The 15,413-nt window shown below is 67.7% G+C and carries 14 protein-coding genes; 2 read left to right on the top strand and 12 right to left on the bottom strand.

Features of this window, described 5'->3' with window-relative positions; translation table 11 throughout:
* Positions 1–138: 138 nt before the first annotated feature.
* From ASG48_RS14165 to dusB, 5 genes are all read right to left on the bottom strand, one after another.
* Positions 139–1,503, bottom strand: coding sequence for a sigma-54 dependent transcriptional regulator (locus ASG48_RS14165; protein WP_055851057.1), 1,365 nt, complete (start codon positions 1,501–1,503; stop codon positions 139–141).
* 3 nt (positions 1,504–1,506) lie between these two features.
* Positions 1,507–3,741, bottom strand: a complete 2,235-nt coding sequence (locus tag ASG48_RS14160; protein WP_055851053.1) for a PAS domain-containing sensor histidine kinase — start codon at positions 3,739–3,741, stop codon at positions 1,507–1,509.
* Between the two features lie 85 nt (positions 3,742–3,826).
* Positions 3,827–5,272 carry a nitrogen regulation protein NR(I) gene (gene ntrC / locus ASG48_RS14155; RefSeq protein ID WP_055851050.1) on the bottom strand — a complete coding sequence of 482 codons (1,446 nt, stop codon included), beginning with the start codon at positions 5,270–5,272 and terminating at the stop codon, positions 3,827–3,829.
* Positions 5,273–5,283: 11 nt separating this feature from the next.
* Positions 5,284–6,378: a nitrogen regulation protein NR(II) gene (locus ASG48_RS14150; RefSeq protein ID WP_055851047.1), complete on the bottom strand. Its 1,095-nt coding sequence runs from the start codon at positions 6,376–6,378 to the stop codon at positions 5,284–5,286.
* A gap of 46 nt (positions 6,379–6,424) precedes the next feature.
* A complete protein-coding gene (dusB, locus tag ASG48_RS14145) occupies positions 6,425–7,456 on the bottom strand; it encodes a tRNA dihydrouridine synthase DusB (RefSeq protein ID WP_055851362.1) in 1,032 nt (343 codons plus the stop codon).
* A 197-nt stretch (positions 7,457–7,653) separates the two neighbouring features.
* Here dusB and ASG48_RS14140 point away from each other — a divergent pair, with 197 nt between their 5' ends.
* Together ASG48_RS14140 and ASG48_RS14135 are read left to right on the top strand one after the other, a co-directional pair.
* Positions 7,654–8,838, top strand: a complete 1,185-nt coding sequence (locus ASG48_RS14140) for a bifunctional 2-C-methyl-D-erythritol 4-phosphate cytidylyltransferase/2-C-methyl-D-erythritol 2,4-cyclodiphosphate synthase (RefSeq protein ID WP_055851044.1) — start codon at positions 7,654–7,656, stop codon at positions 8,836–8,838.
* Positions 8,828–9,331 carry a CinA family protein gene (locus tag ASG48_RS14135; protein WP_055851041.1) on the top strand — a complete coding sequence of 168 codons (504 nt, stop codon included), beginning with the start codon at positions 8,828–8,830 and terminating at the stop codon, positions 9,329–9,331. Before ASG48_RS14140 ends, ASG48_RS14135 begins: the two co-directional genes overlap by 11 nt.
* Positions 9,332–9,374: 43 nt before the next feature.
* Here ASG48_RS14135 and ASG48_RS14130 read toward each other — a convergent pair whose 3' ends face one another.
* The 7 genes from ASG48_RS14130 to ASG48_RS14100 all read right to left on the bottom strand — a co-directional run bounded on the left by ASG48_RS14130 (position 9,375) and on the right by ASG48_RS14100 (position 15,413).
* A complete protein-coding gene (locus ASG48_RS14130) occupies positions 9,375–9,848 on the bottom strand; it encodes a type II toxin-antitoxin system RatA family toxin (RefSeq protein WP_055851038.1) in 474 nt (157 codons plus the stop codon).
* A gap of 8 nt (positions 9,849–9,856) precedes the next feature.
* Positions 9,857–10,822, bottom strand: coding sequence for a lipoyl synthase (gene lipA, locus ASG48_RS14125; protein WP_055851037.1), 966 nt, complete (start codon positions 10,820–10,822; stop codon positions 9,857–9,859).
* A gap of 42 nt (positions 10,823–10,864) precedes the next feature.
* On the bottom strand, positions 10,865–11,131 hold the full coding sequence (locus ASG48_RS14120; RefSeq protein ID WP_055851033.1) for a GlsB/YeaQ/YmgE family stress response membrane protein: 267 nt from the start codon (positions 11,129–11,131) through the stop codon (positions 10,865–10,867).
* Positions 11,132–11,329: 198 nt separating this feature from the next.
* On the bottom strand, positions 11,330–12,784 hold the full coding sequence (gene lpdA / locus ASG48_RS14115) for a dihydrolipoyl dehydrogenase (protein WP_055851031.1): 1,455 nt from the start codon (positions 12,782–12,784) through the stop codon (positions 11,330–11,332).
* A gap of 67 nt (positions 12,785–12,851) precedes the next feature.
* Positions 12,852–13,496, bottom strand: a complete 645-nt coding sequence (locus ASG48_RS14110; RefSeq protein ID WP_055851028.1) for an SGNH/GDSL hydrolase family protein — start codon at positions 13,494–13,496, stop codon at positions 12,852–12,854.
* Positions 13,497–13,504: 8 nt separating this feature from the next.
* Entirely contained in the window at positions 13,505–14,923 is a 1,419-nt protein-coding gene (locus ASG48_RS14105; RefSeq protein WP_055851025.1) for a pyruvate dehydrogenase complex dihydrolipoamide acetyltransferase, read from the bottom strand.
* Positions 14,924–14,936: 13 nt separating this feature from the next.
* Positions 14,937–15,413, bottom strand: coding sequence for an SRPBCC domain-containing protein (locus ASG48_RS14100; protein WP_055851022.1), 477 nt, complete (start codon positions 15,411–15,413; stop codon positions 14,937–14,939).

Raw genomic sequence — 15,413 nt, 5'->3', positions numbered from 1 at the left:
TCCCGAGACCGCGGAACGACGGCCGCCGACCGGAAGACCACCTCGGGCACCCGACAAGAGCGTCGGCAGAAGAACGCGCGCTCCGAGAGACCAGGCCGATTCGCGTCGGCGGCCCGCCGGCCCTCGCCGTTCGCCGCGTCAGATGCCCAGGGACTTCAGCTTGCGGTGCAGCGCCGAGCGCTCCATGCCGACGAACTCGGCCGTGCGCGAAATATTGCCGCCGAAGCGATTGATCTGCGCCACGAGATATTCCTTCTCGAAGACCTCGCGCGCGTCGCGCAGCGGCAGGGCGAGGATCTGCCCGTTCGACTGGCTCGGCGTCCTCGGCAACATGTCGGAGACTTCGTTGGGCAGCATGTCCGCCGAGATCGTCTTCCCGGCATCCTCGCTGCGCGAGAGGATCATCAGCCGCTCGATATTGTTGCGCAGCTGGCGGATATTGCCCGGCCAGTCGCTCGACTGCAGCACGGCCATCGCCTCCGGGCTGATCTCGCGCGGACGGATGCCCGTCTGCTCGCCGATCTGCTTCATGAAGGCCTCGATCAGCATCGGCACGTCCTGGCGCCGGTCGGCGAGCGGCGGCACGGCGATCGGGACGACGGCGAGACGGTGATAGAGGTCCTCGCGGAAGAGGCCGTCGGCGATCATGGATTCGAGGTTCTGCGCCGTCGAGGAGATGATGCGCACGTCGACCTTGACGCGCTTCGACCCGCCCACGCGCTCGAAGGTCTGCTCGGTGAGGACGCGCAGGATCTTGTTCTGCGTCTCGCGCGGCATGTCGCCGATCTCGTCGAGATAGAGGACGCCGCGATGGGCCTCCTCGAAGGCTCCGACCTTGCGCTCGACACCGGGCGGGGTCTCGGTCCCGAAGAGTTCGATCTCCATGCGTTCGGGCGTGATGGCCGCGGCGTTCAGCGCCACGAAAGGTCCCTGCGCTCGGGCGGAACCCGCGTGGATGGCGCGCGCGACCATCTCCTTGCCCGAGCCGGAGGGCCCGAGGATCATGACGCGGCTGTTGGTCGGCGCCACCCGCTCGATCATGGAGCGCAGCTGGTTCATCGCGTGCGATTTGCCGAGGAGCTCGGTGAAGTCGGACGACTTGCGACGCAGCTCGGACACTTCGCGCTTCAGCTTCGAGGTCTCGAGCGCGCGTTCGGCGATGAGGATGAGACGGTCGGCCTTGAAGGGCTTCTCGATATAGTCGTAGGCGCCGCGCCGGATGGCGGAAACGGCCGTCTCGATATTGCCGTGGCCGGAGATCATCACCACCGGAACTTCCGGGTGCTGCGCCTTGATCGCGTCGAGAAGGTCGAGCCCGTCCATGCGGCTGCCCTGCAGCCAGATGTCGAGGAACACGAGCCTCGGCACGCGGTCGGCGATCGCCTGCAGAGCGGCGTCCGAGTTGCCGGCGATCCGCGTCTCGTGGCCCTCGTCCTCGAGGAGACCCGCGACGAGTTCCCGGATATCGGCCTCGTCATCGACTATCAGGATGTCCGACATCATCGATCAAGCTACCCTTTCTGAAACGTCTTTGCGGCGCGGCGCGAGCGCCTCCGCCATCGGCCCGGCGGGAAGCGTGATCCGCACCATGGCGCCCTGAGGCTGGTCGGGAGCGTCGTCGAGTTCGATCGTCCCGCCGTGGTCCTCGATGATCTTGCGGACGATGGCGAGACCGAGCCCCGTCCCCTTCTCCCGCGTCGTCATATAGGGCTCGAGAAGACGGTCTCGATCCTCGCGCGGAAATCCGCGACCGTTGTCGACGATCGAGACGACGAACCGTCCGCCCTCGCGCTCGGCCTTCACGACCACGCGGCCCGCGATGTCCGGCGTCGCCTCGAGCGATTCCACCGCGTTCTTCACGAGATTGCCGAAGGCCTGGCTCAGAAGCCGGATGTCGAAACTGCCGACCATCTCCTCTCTCGGAATCGCGGCCTCGAAGGAGATGCCGTGATCGCCCATCTCGCGCATGAAGACGGCCTCCTGCAGGGCCTCGCGCAGATCGCGATCCTCCATCTTGGGCTTGGGCATGCGGGCGAAGGTGGAGAACTCGTCGACCATCCGCCCGATGTCGGAGACCTGGCGCACGATGGTCTCGATGCAGCGGTCGAAGACCTCGCGGTCGTCCTCGATCCGCTTGCCGTAGCGCCGGCGGATGCGCTCGGCCGATAGCTGGATCGGCGTCAGCGGGTTCTTGATCTCGTGCGCGATGCGCCGCGCGACGTCGGCCCAGGCGGAGGAGCGCTGCGCCTCGACGAGGTCGGTGATGTCGTCGATCGTCACGACGCTGGAGCGGGCGTCCTCCACGTTCTCGTCGGAGGTGATGCGGACGGCGAGCATGCGCTCGCGGTCGCGCAGCCGCAGCTTCACATTGTCCTGGAACTCCTGCCGGCGCGACGAGCGGGCCGCCCCGTGCACCTCGGCGATGGTGGGGAAGAGCTCGGCGAGGCCCTGCCCCACGGCGCTTTCGGCGCTGGTGCCGAGAATGCGCTCGGCGGACGGGTTCATCATCGAGATCGTGCCGTCGCGCTCCACGCCGACGACGCCGGCGGTGACGCCGGAGAGCACCGCCTCCATGAAGCGGCGGCGCTCGTCGATGAGATCCTTGGCGTTGACGAGTTCGGAGCGCTGGCTGCGCAGCTGCTGGATCATGTTGTTGAACGTGTTCGACAGGGAACCGACGTCGCCATCCGACACGCGCACGGGCACCGACACCGAGAGATTGCCCTCGCTGACCTCGTCGGCCGCGCCGATGAGGCGGCGGATGGGGCGCACGATGCGATCGGCGACGCCGATGCCGGTCCAGATCGCCGAGAGGAGCACGATCAGCGTGATGCCGAAATAGAGGAGCGCGAAGGCGACCTGCAGGCCGAAACGGTTGGCCTCGAGGCTGGAATATTCCGCCGAGCGTTCCTCCATGAGGCGCAGCGCCGCGATGACCTCCGGATCGACGGCACGCACCGTGTAGAGAAACGTGTCGTCGATCTCGCGCAGCTTGATGATGGCGCCGACGAGATTGGTGACGCCCGGCGGGATGAAGACGAGATTGCCTTCCGAAGCCTGGCGCATCGCGTCCGCGGGCGGCACGGGCAATGCCCGCTCCACCGGCACGTCCGCGCGCAGATAGGGCGAGCCGTCGCTGCGCAGGAGCTGCGCGCCGAGGAGCGAGCGGCCCCGCGCCTGCTCGGTCATGACGTTCTGGAAGCCGGTGCGGTCGAGATCGAACAGCCGACGCTGCTGGTCGAGATCGTAGGCCATCGACAGCGTGGAGCCCTGCAGGTTGCGGGCGTTTTCGTTGACATAGGCCCGCGCGACGCTGATCGAGGAATCGACGATCGTGCGCGTGCGGATCTCGAACCAGCGGTCGAGGCCGAGATCGAGCGTGATCGAGGCGACGATGGCGACGAGGATGGCGGGCACGGCCGCCACGATCGAGAACAGGACGACGATGCGCACGTGCAGGCGCGAGGCCGCCTTGCCCTTGCGCCGGGCGCCGGCCATGCGGAACACTTCCCGCCCGATCATCACCGCCAGGAGCAGCACGAAGAGGCCGTTCACCGCCGAGGCGATGCTGACGACCGTATCGGTCGGCGCGATCGGCGTCAGTCCCATCAGGACGACGAAGGAGATCGCGCCCGTCACGAGAGCCCCGACGACCACGAGGACGCCCGGCAGAAGCAGGAAGCGGCGGCGCTCCGGAAGGAACGGCAGCGCGCTGTCGGAAGGGTTCGGCTGCGTGGTCATCGATCCGTGCGATTAGAACGTCCGTTGCTAGAAAGCAACGGAATGTGTCAGAATCGCAACGAGAACACAGGAAAATGCAGGCGAGCTACCGGATCGACCGCACGACGGACACGTCGAGATCGCGGATCTTCTTGCGCAGCGTGTTGCGATTGACGCCGAGGAGATCGGCCGCCTTCACCTGATTGCCACGCGTCGCGGCCAGGGCGGCCGCGATCAGCGGGTACTCGACCTCGCGCAGGATGCGGCTGTGCAGCCCGGGCGGCGGCAGATCGTCGCCGAAGGAGGCGAAATAGTCCGACAGGTAGCGCTCGACGGCGGCGCTGAGATCGATCGTCTTGCCGCCGTCGCTGTCGTAGCCCGGCGAGCGGTCCGTCTCGCTGGAGAGTTCGTGCTCCACGATCTCGGCGGAGATCTCGTCCTGCGGATAGAGCGCGGAGAGCCGGCGCACGAGGTTCTCCAGCTCGCGCACGTTGCCGGGCCAGGCGTAGCGCCGCATGACGTCGAGCGCTCCCTGCGACAGGGTCTTGGAGGGCAGCCCCTCCTTCTGCACCTGCGCGAAGAAGTGGCGCGCGAGGTCGGGCAGGTCCTCGATGCGCTCGCGCAGCGGCGGCAGGCGCAGCGGCACCACGTTGAGACGGTAGAAGAGGTCCTCGCGGAAGAGCCCGCGTCCGATCAGCTGACGCAGGTCCTTGTTGGTCGCCGCCACGATGCGCACGTCCGTCTCGATGGGGGCGCGGCCGCCGACGACCGTGTACTCGCCCTGCTGCAGCACGCGCAGGAGCCGCGTCTGCGCCTCCATCGGCATGTCGCCGATCTCGTCGAGAAAGAGCGTGCCGCCCTCGGCCTGCTCGAACCGCCCGCTCGCCCGCGCCTGCGCCCCGGTGAAGGCGCCCTTCTCGTGGCCGAAGAGTTCGGACTCGATGAGGTCTCGCGGGATCGCGGCCATGTTGATGGCGACGAACGGGCCCTTGCGGCGGCGCCCGTAATCGTGCAGGGCGCGCGCCACGAGCTCCTTGCCCGTGCCGGACTCGCCGGTGATCGTCACGGTCAGGTCCGTCTGCATCATGCGCGCGAGCGCCCGGTAGATGTCCTGCATGGCCGGCGAGCGGCCGACGAGCGGCATATTGTCCTGCAGGTCGTCCTGCGGACCGGACTTGGCGTTGCGCTTGGGCTCGGCCAGGGCGCGGCGCGCGATGGAGACGAGCTCGGTCAGATCGAAGGGTTTGGGAATGTAGTCGTAGGCGCCCTTCTCGGACGCCTTGATCGCGGTCATGAACGTATTCTGCGCGCTCATGACGACGACGGGCAGATCGGGCCGCGTGTTGCGGATGCGCGGCAAGGCGTCGAAGGCGTTGCCGTCCGGCATGAGCACGTCGGTGATGACGAGATCGCCCTCGCCCGCCGCGATCCAGCGCCACAGGGTCGCGATGTTGGAGGTGACGCGCACCTCGAACCCGGCGCGCATGAGAGCCTGCGAGACCACCGTGCGGATGGCGGCGTCGTCGTCGGCGACGAGAATCTGCATGGACATCGCCGTATCTCCTAGACCCGTCTCGCCCGCAGCATCTCTTCGCCTTCCTGCGCCTCGGTCCAGGCCGGCATGAGGACGCGGAAGACGGTATGCCCCGGCGAGGATTCGCATTCGATGACGCCGCCATGGTCGCCGACGATCTTGGCGACGAGGGCGAGGCCGAGCCCCGATCCGCTCGGCTTGGTGGTGACGAAGGGATCGAAGATGTGCTCGCGGATGTCGTCGGGCACGCCCGCGCCGTTGTCCTCGACGGTGAACTCCAGCGGCAGCGTCACGCGCGCCCGCGTGCCCGGCACGGAGAGGCGCACGCCCGGCTTGTAGGCCGTCGTCAGCTTGATCTCGCCGCCCTCGCGCTCGCCCACCGCCTCGGCGGCGTTTTTCACGAGATTGAGGAAGACCTGCACGAGCTGGTCGCGATTGGCGAAAACCGGCGGCAGCGAGGGATCGTAGAGCTCGCAGATCGAGACGCCGCGCGCGAAGCCGCTGCGCGCGAGCGTCTTCACGTGTTCGAGCACGGAATGGATGTTGACCGCCGAGCGCTCGATGGGCCTCTGGTCGGAGAAGACCTCCATGCGGTCGACGAGCTTGACGATGCGGTCGCTCTCCTCCTGGATGAGACGCGTCAGCGTCCGGTCCTCGTCGCTCGCCTGCATCTCGAGAAGCTGCGCGGCGCCCTTGATGCCCGAGAGCGGGTTGCGGATCTCGTGCGCCAGCATGGCGGCAAGGCCCGTGACGGTGCGCGCGGCCGAGCGGTGCGTGAGCTGGCGATCCATCTTCTCGGCGATGGTGCGCAGCTGCACCATGACCACGACGCAGCCCGGCCGGTCGCCGAGATTGGAGACGTAGAGGTCCACCATCCGTTCGCCGCCGAGGCGGGGCGAGGAGATGTCGACGCGATATTCGCTGATGCGCCCGTCCTGGCCGCGGACCTGATCGATCAGCGCGAAGAGCGGACTGTCGCCGGGCACGAAATCCTGCAGGCGCCGCTTCTTGAGCGAGGCCTGGCTCGAGGAGAAGAACTGCTCGGCGTCGGAATTGGCGAAGACGAAGCCCCCGTCCGCATCCACGACGAAGACCGGGTGCGGGAGAGCGTTGAGCACCTGCATATGCGGCAGGTCGGCGGGGGAAGGCTCGATCGGGCGTTGCAAGGGATCAGGCCGCCTTTCTCGTCAGTCTCGCGTGATAGCTCGGTTCGATGTCGGCGAGCGAGGCGCCAGCGAAGAGCGCCCGCAGCTTTTCGACGATCCGGTCCGGGGCTTCGCCGCGCAGGATCTCGCCGCGCTCGGCGGGCGAGACGGCGCAGCCCGCCTCCGCGAAGCGGTCGAGATACCAGCCGAGATGTTTGCGGGCGTGGCGCAGTCCGAACCCCGACCCGTAATGGGCGAGCATCGCGGCGTAATGCTCCGCGACGAGATCGGCATAGGAGATCGCCTCGAGCGTGGCCCTCGTCACCGCCCCCGCCAGCAGGCCGGGCAGCCATGGACGGCCCTGGCAGCCGCGCCCGCTCATCGCCGCATCCGCCCCGCTGGCAGCCAGCATGGGCGCGACGTCGGCGGGATGGGCGAGATCGCCGTTGGCGACGAGGGGAACGGAGATCGCGGCGCGCACGGCGGAGATGGCCGGCCAATCCGCCCGTCCCTCGTAGAAGTCGCAGCGGGTGCGGCCGTGGATCGTGACCATCGCCACGCCGGCCTCCTGCGCGCGCCGCGCGATATCCGCCGCGTTCAGCGAGTCGCGGTCCCAGCCGAGCCGCGTCTTCAGCGTCACCGGCACGGAACCGGCGGCGGCGACGGTCGCCTCGACCAGCGACAGGGCGAGATCGGGCTCGCGCATCAGCGCCGAACCGGACAGGCCGCCGACCACCTTCTTGGCCGGGCAGCCCATGTTGATGTCGACGAGATCGACGCCCTCGCCCACCAGCCGTCGCGTCGCCTCCCCCATCCAGTGCGGATCGCGCCCGGCGAGCTGCACCGCGTGGATCCCCGGCCCGTCGCGCATCGCGCGGATGCGGCTTTCCTCGACGCCGCGCGCGAACTCGCCGCTCGCCACCATCTCGCTCACGACGAGACCGGCGCCGAAACGCCGCGCGAGGCGACGGAAGGGCACGTCGGTGATCCCCGACAAGGGCGCCAGAAAGCTGCGATTGGCCAAAGTGAGCGGCCCGATCGTCAGCGGGCCGGACAGGTTGGGAACCGCACGAACGGTTTCGGTCGGGCAGCCACGGGCGCCCAAAGCGAAGGCATTTTGAAGAGGTGGCGATTCCTGCGTCATGGTCGTCGTACTCTATCGAGGCATGCTCAAAAGACAAGCATGCTGCTCTTGCGAAATGACCGCCGATCGTGGTCCATCGCGCCTGCGAACGCAGGGGTTCGGGAGTGGGCATGACGAAGGCGAAGACGGCGGCGATCATCGTGGCGGCGGGACGGGGCGAACGGGCCGGCCAGTCGGCGGAGGGCCCAAAGCAATATCGCCGCATCGGCGGCAAACCCGTGCTTCGCCGGACGCTGGAGACCTTTCTCCTCCATCCGCTTGTGTCGCGGATCGTCGTCGTGATCCACGGCGACGACCGGGCCCTGTTCAGGTCCGCCGTCGGCGAACTTGCCGACCGCGTGGAGGTCGTCGAAGGCGGGGCGACGCGGCAGACCTCCGTCCTGCGCGGACTGGAGGCCCTGGCGGAGGAGCGCCCCGACGCCGTTCTGATCCACGACGGCGTGCGACCCTTCGCCGATGCGGACCTCATCGCGCGTGTCGTCGAAACCCTGTCGCCGACCCTGTCCGCCCTGCCCGCCCTGCCCGTGTCCGACACGCTGAAGCGCGTCTCGGCGGGCGGCCAGAGCGGCGAAACGGTCGATCGCGCCGGTCTCTACGCCGCGCAGACCCCGCAGGGATTTCCTTTCGCCGCGATCCTCGATGCGCACAGGCGCGCGGCGGACGAAGCGCATGTCGCCTTCACCGACGACGCCTCGGTCGCCGAATGGGCGGGACTTCCAGTTGCGCTCGTCGCGGGATCGGCCGAAAACGTCAAGCTCACAACGGCGACGGAGATCGCGATGGCCGACGAACGACTCTCCGCCTTCAGGCGCATCGACGTGCGCACCGGCAACGGCTACGACGTCCACCGCCTCACGCAGGGCGACCACGTCACGTTGTGCGGCGTACGGATCGCGCACGATCAGGCGCTCGACGGGCATTCGGACGCCGATGTCGGCCTGCATGCGCTCACCGATGCCCTTCTGGCCACTTGCGGCGCCGGCGATATCGGCGACCATTTCCCGCCGAGCGATCCGCAGTGGCGGGGCGCGCCCTCGCGCATCTTCGTGGAACGGGCGGTGGAGATCGTCTCGGCGCGCGGCGGGCGGATCATGAATGCCGACATCTCGCTGATCTGCGAAGCGCCGAAGATCGCCCCGCATCGCGAGGCCATGCGCGCGGCGATCGCGGCGATGACCGGCCTTGATCTGGAGCGGGTGTCCGTCAAGGCGACGACGAACGAGACGATCGGCTTCGTCGGCCGGCGCGAGGGGATCGCGGCCATCGCCACGGCGAGCGTCTCCTATGGAGAGTGAGACCGAAGAGCTTGCACGGCGCGTCGTCGAGGCCCTTTCGGACGCCGGCCTCATGCTCGCGACCGCCGAATCCTGCACCGGCGGCCTCATCGCGGGCGCCATTACCGGTATCGCCGGCTCCTCCGCCGTCTTCGACCGCGGGTTCGTGACCTATTCCAACGCGGCCAAGCGCGAGATGATCGGCGTCGACGAGTCTCTGCTCGAACGCCACGGCGCGGTCTCGGAAGCGGTGGCGCGCGCGATGGCGGAAGGCGCTCTGCGGGCATCCGCGGCCGGGATCGCCGTCTCGGTGACCGGCATCGCGGGGCCGGGCGGCGGTTCGGCGGAAAAGCCGGTCGGGCTCGTCCATTTCGCCTGCGCGATGCGTGGAACGACCCTGCATGTCGAGAAGCGTTACGGCGATCTCGGACGAGCGGCCGTGCGCGGCGCCAGCGTGCGCACGGCCCTGCAGCTGGTCCTCGACCGCCTCGCCGATCGTCAGGTCATCCGATAAGACACCGTCAGACGATGCCGCATTCCATCCGGACCGACTGTCGTCAGGCGGCGCCCGTGACCTGTCCCGTCCTGGCATAGATCGCATCGGCCCGCCGCTCGAAGGCTTCGGCGAAGCGGCGGAAGGCGTAGTCGAACATCGAGCCCATCAGGATGCCGAGCGTGCGGCTCTTGAACTCGTAGTCGATGAAGAAGGTGACGTCGCAGCCCCCGTCGGCGCGCGGGTTGAAGGTCCAGCGATTGTCGAGATAGCGGAAGGGTCCGTCGACATATTGCACTTCGATCTGGCGGTCGTCGGGCTTCAGAAGGACCTGCGAGGTGAAGGTCTCGCGCACCAGCTTGTAGGCCACCGTCATGTCGGCGATGAGGAGGCGCTTGCCCTCCTTCTCCCGTTCCGAGCGGATCGAAAGCCGCTGGCAGAGCGGCAGGAACTCCGGATAGCGCTCGACGTCGGCGACGAGCGCGAACATCTGTTCCGGCGTGTGCGCGACGGGGCGCGTCGTCTCGAATTTCGGCATGGGATCGCTCAGGCGTGACGGGCGAGACGAGCCGCCTTTAGGCGCTCGAAGTCTTCGCCGGCATGATGGGACGAACGCGTCAGCGGGCTGGCGGACACGACGAGGAAGCCCTTGGCGAGCGCGACGGTCTCGAAGGATGCGAACTCCTCCGGCGGCACGTAGCGCATCACCGCATGGTGCTTGCGCGTCGGCTGCAGATACTGGCCGATCGTCAGGAAGTCGACATCGGCGCTGCGCAGATCGTCCATCAGCTGGAGGACCTCGTTCCGCTCTTCGCCGAGGCCGACCATGATGCCGGACTTGGTGAAGATGGTCGGGTCGAGTTCCTTGACCCGCTGCAGGAGGCGGATGGAATGGAAATAGCGCGCGCCGGGCCGCACCGTCAGATATTTCGACGGGACCGTCTCGAGATTGTGGTTGAAGACGTCGGGACGGGCCGCGACGACCGCTTCGAGCGCGCCGGGCTTGCGCAGGAAGTCGGGCGTCAGGATTTCCACCGTCGTGCCCGGCGCCGCCGCGCGGATGGCCTCGATGGTGCGCACGAAATGCAGAGCGCCGCCGTCGGCGAGATCGTCACGGTCCACCGAGGTGATGACGACATGGCTGAGACCCATGGCGGCGACCGCGCGCCCGACGCTCGCAGGCTCGCTCTCGTCGAGCGGGTTCGGCATGCCGGTCGCCACGTTGCAGAAGGCGCAGGCCCTCGTGCAGATGCCGCCCATGATCATGAAGGTCGCGTGTTTCTTTTCCCAGCAGCCGCCGATATTGGGGCAGCCCGCCTCCTCGCACACGGTGACGAGGTTGTTCGACCGAGCGATCTCCTTCGTCTCGGCATAGCCCCGCGAGACGGGCGCCTTGACGCGGATCCAATCCGGTTTCGGCAGCACGGCCGTATCCGGTCGGTTGGCTTTTTCGGGATGCCGAGGCCGGGGCGAAACCCCGGCCGTCTGGCGGTTGTCGAGCACGGTGACCATGCAGCCTAATTAGGCTGCAGGCCAGTCCAGCGCAATCGTCGCTTAGACGCGACGGCCGCGGAAAGCGCGGAAAATTGCGATCAGCAGGCATGCACCGATGAAGCCGGTGATGAGGTAGGCGATCCAGCCGGCGCCGATCAGGCCCGGCGCGAGCGCGGCGAGAATCGCGTTCAGCACGACGGCGCCGACGATGCCGAGAATGATGTTCATCAGAAGTCCCATGTCGGACTTCATGAACTGTTCTGCCAGCCAGCCGGCGATACCACCGATGATGATGGCCGCGAGCCAGCCCACGCCGTTGGTTTCCATGTCCACTCTCCTTGAAGCACCAATGCTGTTTCGGGAAATTGGTCAAAGCTCCCGGCGGGCAAGATGTCGCGGGACGTTTATCTGAAGAACAGCGTGATTCTTTTTCGGCGCCGGGAGGGAACAAGCGAAAGGGCCGCTGCACCGGCGTGCAGCGGCCCTTCGGGTCATCCTCCGCGATCAGGCCGGACGGGCCCGATCCTACATATGGATGACGCGGCCATAGGCATCGAGAACGCTCTCGTGCATCATTTCCGAAAGGGTCGGATGCGGGAACACCGTGTGCATCAGCTCCTCCTCCGTCGTCTCCAGGCCCATGGCGATGACGAAGCCCTGGATCAGCTCGGTGACCTCCGCACCCACCATATGGGCGCCCAGGAGTTCGCCCGTCTTGGCGTCGAAGATCGTCTTGACGAGACCTTCGGGCTCGCCGAGGGCGATCGCCTTGCCGTTGCCCTGGAACTTGAAGCGCCCGACCTTGACCTCGCGGCCGGCTTCCTTGGCCTTGGCCTCGGTCAGGCCGACGCTCGCCACCTGCGGCTGGCAGTAGGTGCAGCCGGGAATCTGGGTCTTGGCCATGGGATGGGGATGCAGGCCCTTGATGGCCTCCACGCAGATCGTGCCTTCGTGCTCGGCCTTGTGGGCGAGCATCGGCGGGCCGGCCACGTCGCCGATGGCGTAGATGCCCTCGACATTCGTCCGCCCGTACTCGTCGATCTTGACGATGCCGCGCTCGATCGCCACGCCGACGCCCTCGAGGTTCAGCCCCTCCGTATTGCCCTGGACGCCGACGGCCGAGATCAGCCGCTCCGCGCTCAGGACCTGCGACTTGCCGTCCTTGGTCTCCACGGTGACCTCGACGCCGGAACCCGACTTCGTCACCTTCGACACCTTGGCGTCCGTCAGGATCTTCAGACCCTGTTTCTCGAACTGCTTGCGGGCGACGGCCGCGATCTCGGCGTCCTCGACAGGCATGATCTGCGGCAGGAGCTCGACGACGGTCACCTCCGCGCCCATCGTGCGGTAGAAGGAGGCGAATTCGATGCCGATCGCGCCCGAACCCATCACGATGAGGGACTTGGGCATGGATTGCGGCTTCATCGCCTCGAAATAGGTCCAGATGCGATCGCCGTCCGGCTCGATGCCCGGCAGGACGCGCGGGCGCGCGCCGGTGGCGACGATCACGTGCTTGGCCTTGTAGGTGCCCTCGCCCAGGACGCCCTTGGGGACCGGGTTCTGCGGCTCGACCACCGGCTTCTGCATCTTGCCGACCGAGACCTCGACCGGCGCGCCCTTCCCGGCCTTGGCGATCTTCGCCTCGCCCCAGATGACGTCGATCTTGTTCTTCTTCATGAGGAATCCGACGCCGCCGTTGAGCTGCGCGGAGACGCCGCGCGAGCGCTTGACGACCTCGGCCATGTCGAAGCTCGGCTTCTCGATCTTCAAGCCGTAGTTCTTGGCGTGCTCGGCATAGTGGAAGATCTCGGCCGAGCGCAGCAGCGCCTTGGTCGGGATGCAGCCCCAGTTCAGGCAGATGCCGCCCAGATGCTCGCGCTCCACGACGGCCGTCTTGAAGCCCAGCTGCGCGGCGCGGATGGCTGCGACGTAGCCGCCGGGTCCACCGCCGATGATCAGGATGTCGTAGGTGTCAGCCATGGTCGGCCCTTCGTGATTCCAAGGGGTGAACGCCGAGCGCAACGACGCCGGGCGCGCAACGCGGCTCTCAGTCGGCGAGGACGTCCTTCACCACGGGAACGAGCGCCTCGCCGAGGCGGCGCGTGTTCGTGGCGTCGAGATGGAAACCGTCGAGCGGCGTCGTCTCGCAGATCTCGGCCGCGTCGAAGTGGTGGCACTCGTATTCTTCGGCCACCATCGCATAGGCGGCGGCGAACTTCTGCGACTCTTCCAGACCGTGATCCACGAGCAGCAGCCGGGCGTCGCGATCGTCCGTCTCCCTGAAATGCGGCGGGCAGACGATCAGGATCTTCGGCACGGCGTAACCGCGCTGATAGGGGAATTGCAGCACGATCTCGACCAGCCGCTCCATGCCGAGCCGCGCCTCGAAGCACCGTCCGCCCCCCGTCGCCCGTTTCAGGTCGTTGGTTCCCAGAAGGAAGACGACGAGATCGAGCGGCTGATGGGTGGTCAGCGCCGTGGGCAGCGTCTTGGCCCCGTTGCGTTCGGCCGGCACCGAGTGATCGTCATAGACCGTGGTGCGCCCGTTCAGTCCGTCCGCCACGACGCAGACCGACGCGCCCAGGCCTTTTGCCAGAACGTTCGGCCAGCGGTCCTCGAAGGCGTGCCGCAGGCCGGTTTCGGCATCGTAACCCCAGGTCAGCGAGTCGCCGTAGCACAAGACCGTCTTCATCGGGGCGCTCAGACCAGCATCGACATGGGGCTCTCGATGAAGCGCTTGAAGGCGGAGATGAGCTCCGCGCCGAGCGCTCCGTCCACCGCGCGATGGTCGGTCGAGAGCGTCACGGTCATCACCGTCGCGACGGTCACCGCGCCGTTCTTCACCACGGCGCGCTCCTCGCCCGCGCCGACCGCCAGGATCGTGGCATGCGGCGGGTTGATGACGGCCGAGAAGTCCTTGATTCCGAACATGCCGAGATTGGAGACGGCCGTCGTCCCGCCCTGATATTCCTGCGGCTTGAGCTTGCGCGAGCGGGCGCGCTTGGCGAGATCCTTCATCTCGTTGGAGATGGTCGACAGCGTCTTCTCCTCCGCGCGGCGGATGATCGGCGTGATGAGCCCGCCGTCGATCGACACCGCGACGCCGACATCGGCATGCTTGTGCTTGAGCATAGCCGCTTCGGTCCAGGAGACATTCGCCTCCGGCACGGCCTTCAGCGCCAGGGCCATCGCCTTGATGACCATGTCGTTGACCGACAGCTTGTAGGCCGGCGCGTCGCCCTTCGCGGTCTTCACCATCGGAGCGGCGGCGTTCAGGTCCTTGCGCAGGGCGAGAAGCGCGTCGAGCTCACAGTCGAGCGAGAGGTAGAAATGCGGCACGGTCTGCTTGGACTCGACGAGGCGCTTGGCGATCGTCTTGCGCATGCCGTCATGGGGCACCTGCTCGAAGGAGCCGTCCTCGAAGAGCTTGAGGATGGACGCGTCGCTCGCGGCCTTGGCGACCGGCGCGGCCGCCTCGGCCTTGGCCTCGGGAGCCGCCTTGGGAGCCTCGGCCTTGGGCGCCTCAGCGGGCGCCGCCTTGCGGGTCGCGCCGCCGGCGGCTGCCTTCTCGACATCCGCGCGCACGATGCGTCCGTTCGGGCCGGAGCCCGTCACGTCCGACAGATCGACGCCCGCCTCCTTCGCGACGCGGCGCGCCAGCGGCGATGCGAAGACGCGGCCGCCCTCGGGCCTGGAGGACGAGGCCGAAGCACCGCCGGTCGCGCGCTGGTCGCCGCGCATCTCGGGATCACGCGCCTCGTCGGCCGTGCCCACCACGGCATTGTCGGCCTTCGGGTCCGCCTTGACCGCGCCCTTGTCGGCGGCGGGTGCGGCCGATGCGTCGGCCTTCGGGGCCGAGGCCGAGGACGCATCCTCGCCCTCGGCGGCCAGAACCGCGATCACCGCGTTGACCTTCACGCCCTCGGTGCCGGCGGGCACGACGATCTTGGCGACCGTGCCCTCGTCCACGGCCTCGACTTCCATCGTCGCCTTGTCGGTTTCGATCTCGGCGATGATGTCGCCGGCGGAAACCTTGTCGCCTTCCTTGACGAGCCACTTGGCGAGGTTTCCCTCCTCCATGGTCGGGGAAAGGGCGGGCATCGTGACGTTGATCGGCATCCGGGAGCGTCTCCTAATGGCCCTTTCGCCGGGCGTCGTGTTCTTTTGCATGATGGGCGAGTTGGGCGAGATGCGCCGTCCAGCCCTCACGATGGTCGAGAAGGAGGGTCGCGCGGTCCGGTTCCGGCGCGGCCTGCCAGCCCTGGTGTTCCAGCGTGACCAAGGAGCCGGTCCGGTCCGGCTCGATCGAGATCGACACGACCGTGTCGAAACTCCAGTCTTCGTTCGCCCAGACCATCACCAGCCCGTGGGGCGGATGGTAGGCGACGACCTGCGCCTCCGCGAGACCGTCCCGCCCGGCGCGCCCGGCCCACGGGGCCCGGAAGCGCCCGTCGGGCGCCGCGTCGAACTCGGCATCCTCGCGCCACCAGGCCTTGAAACAGTCCGGGTGGGTGAAGCAGTCCCAGACATCGGCCGGCGAGGCCTCGACATGCTGGACGAGGACGAGCATCTCCCCGCCCCCTTCCGCGATGTCGGCGTCGCCGGTCAC

The sequence above is a fragment of the Aurantimonas sp. Leaf443 genome, assembly GCF_001425575.1.
GTDB lineage: Bacteria > Pseudomonadota > Alphaproteobacteria > Rhizobiales > Rhizobiaceae > Leaf443.
This window is presented reverse-complemented; position numbering and strand designations above follow the sequence as displayed.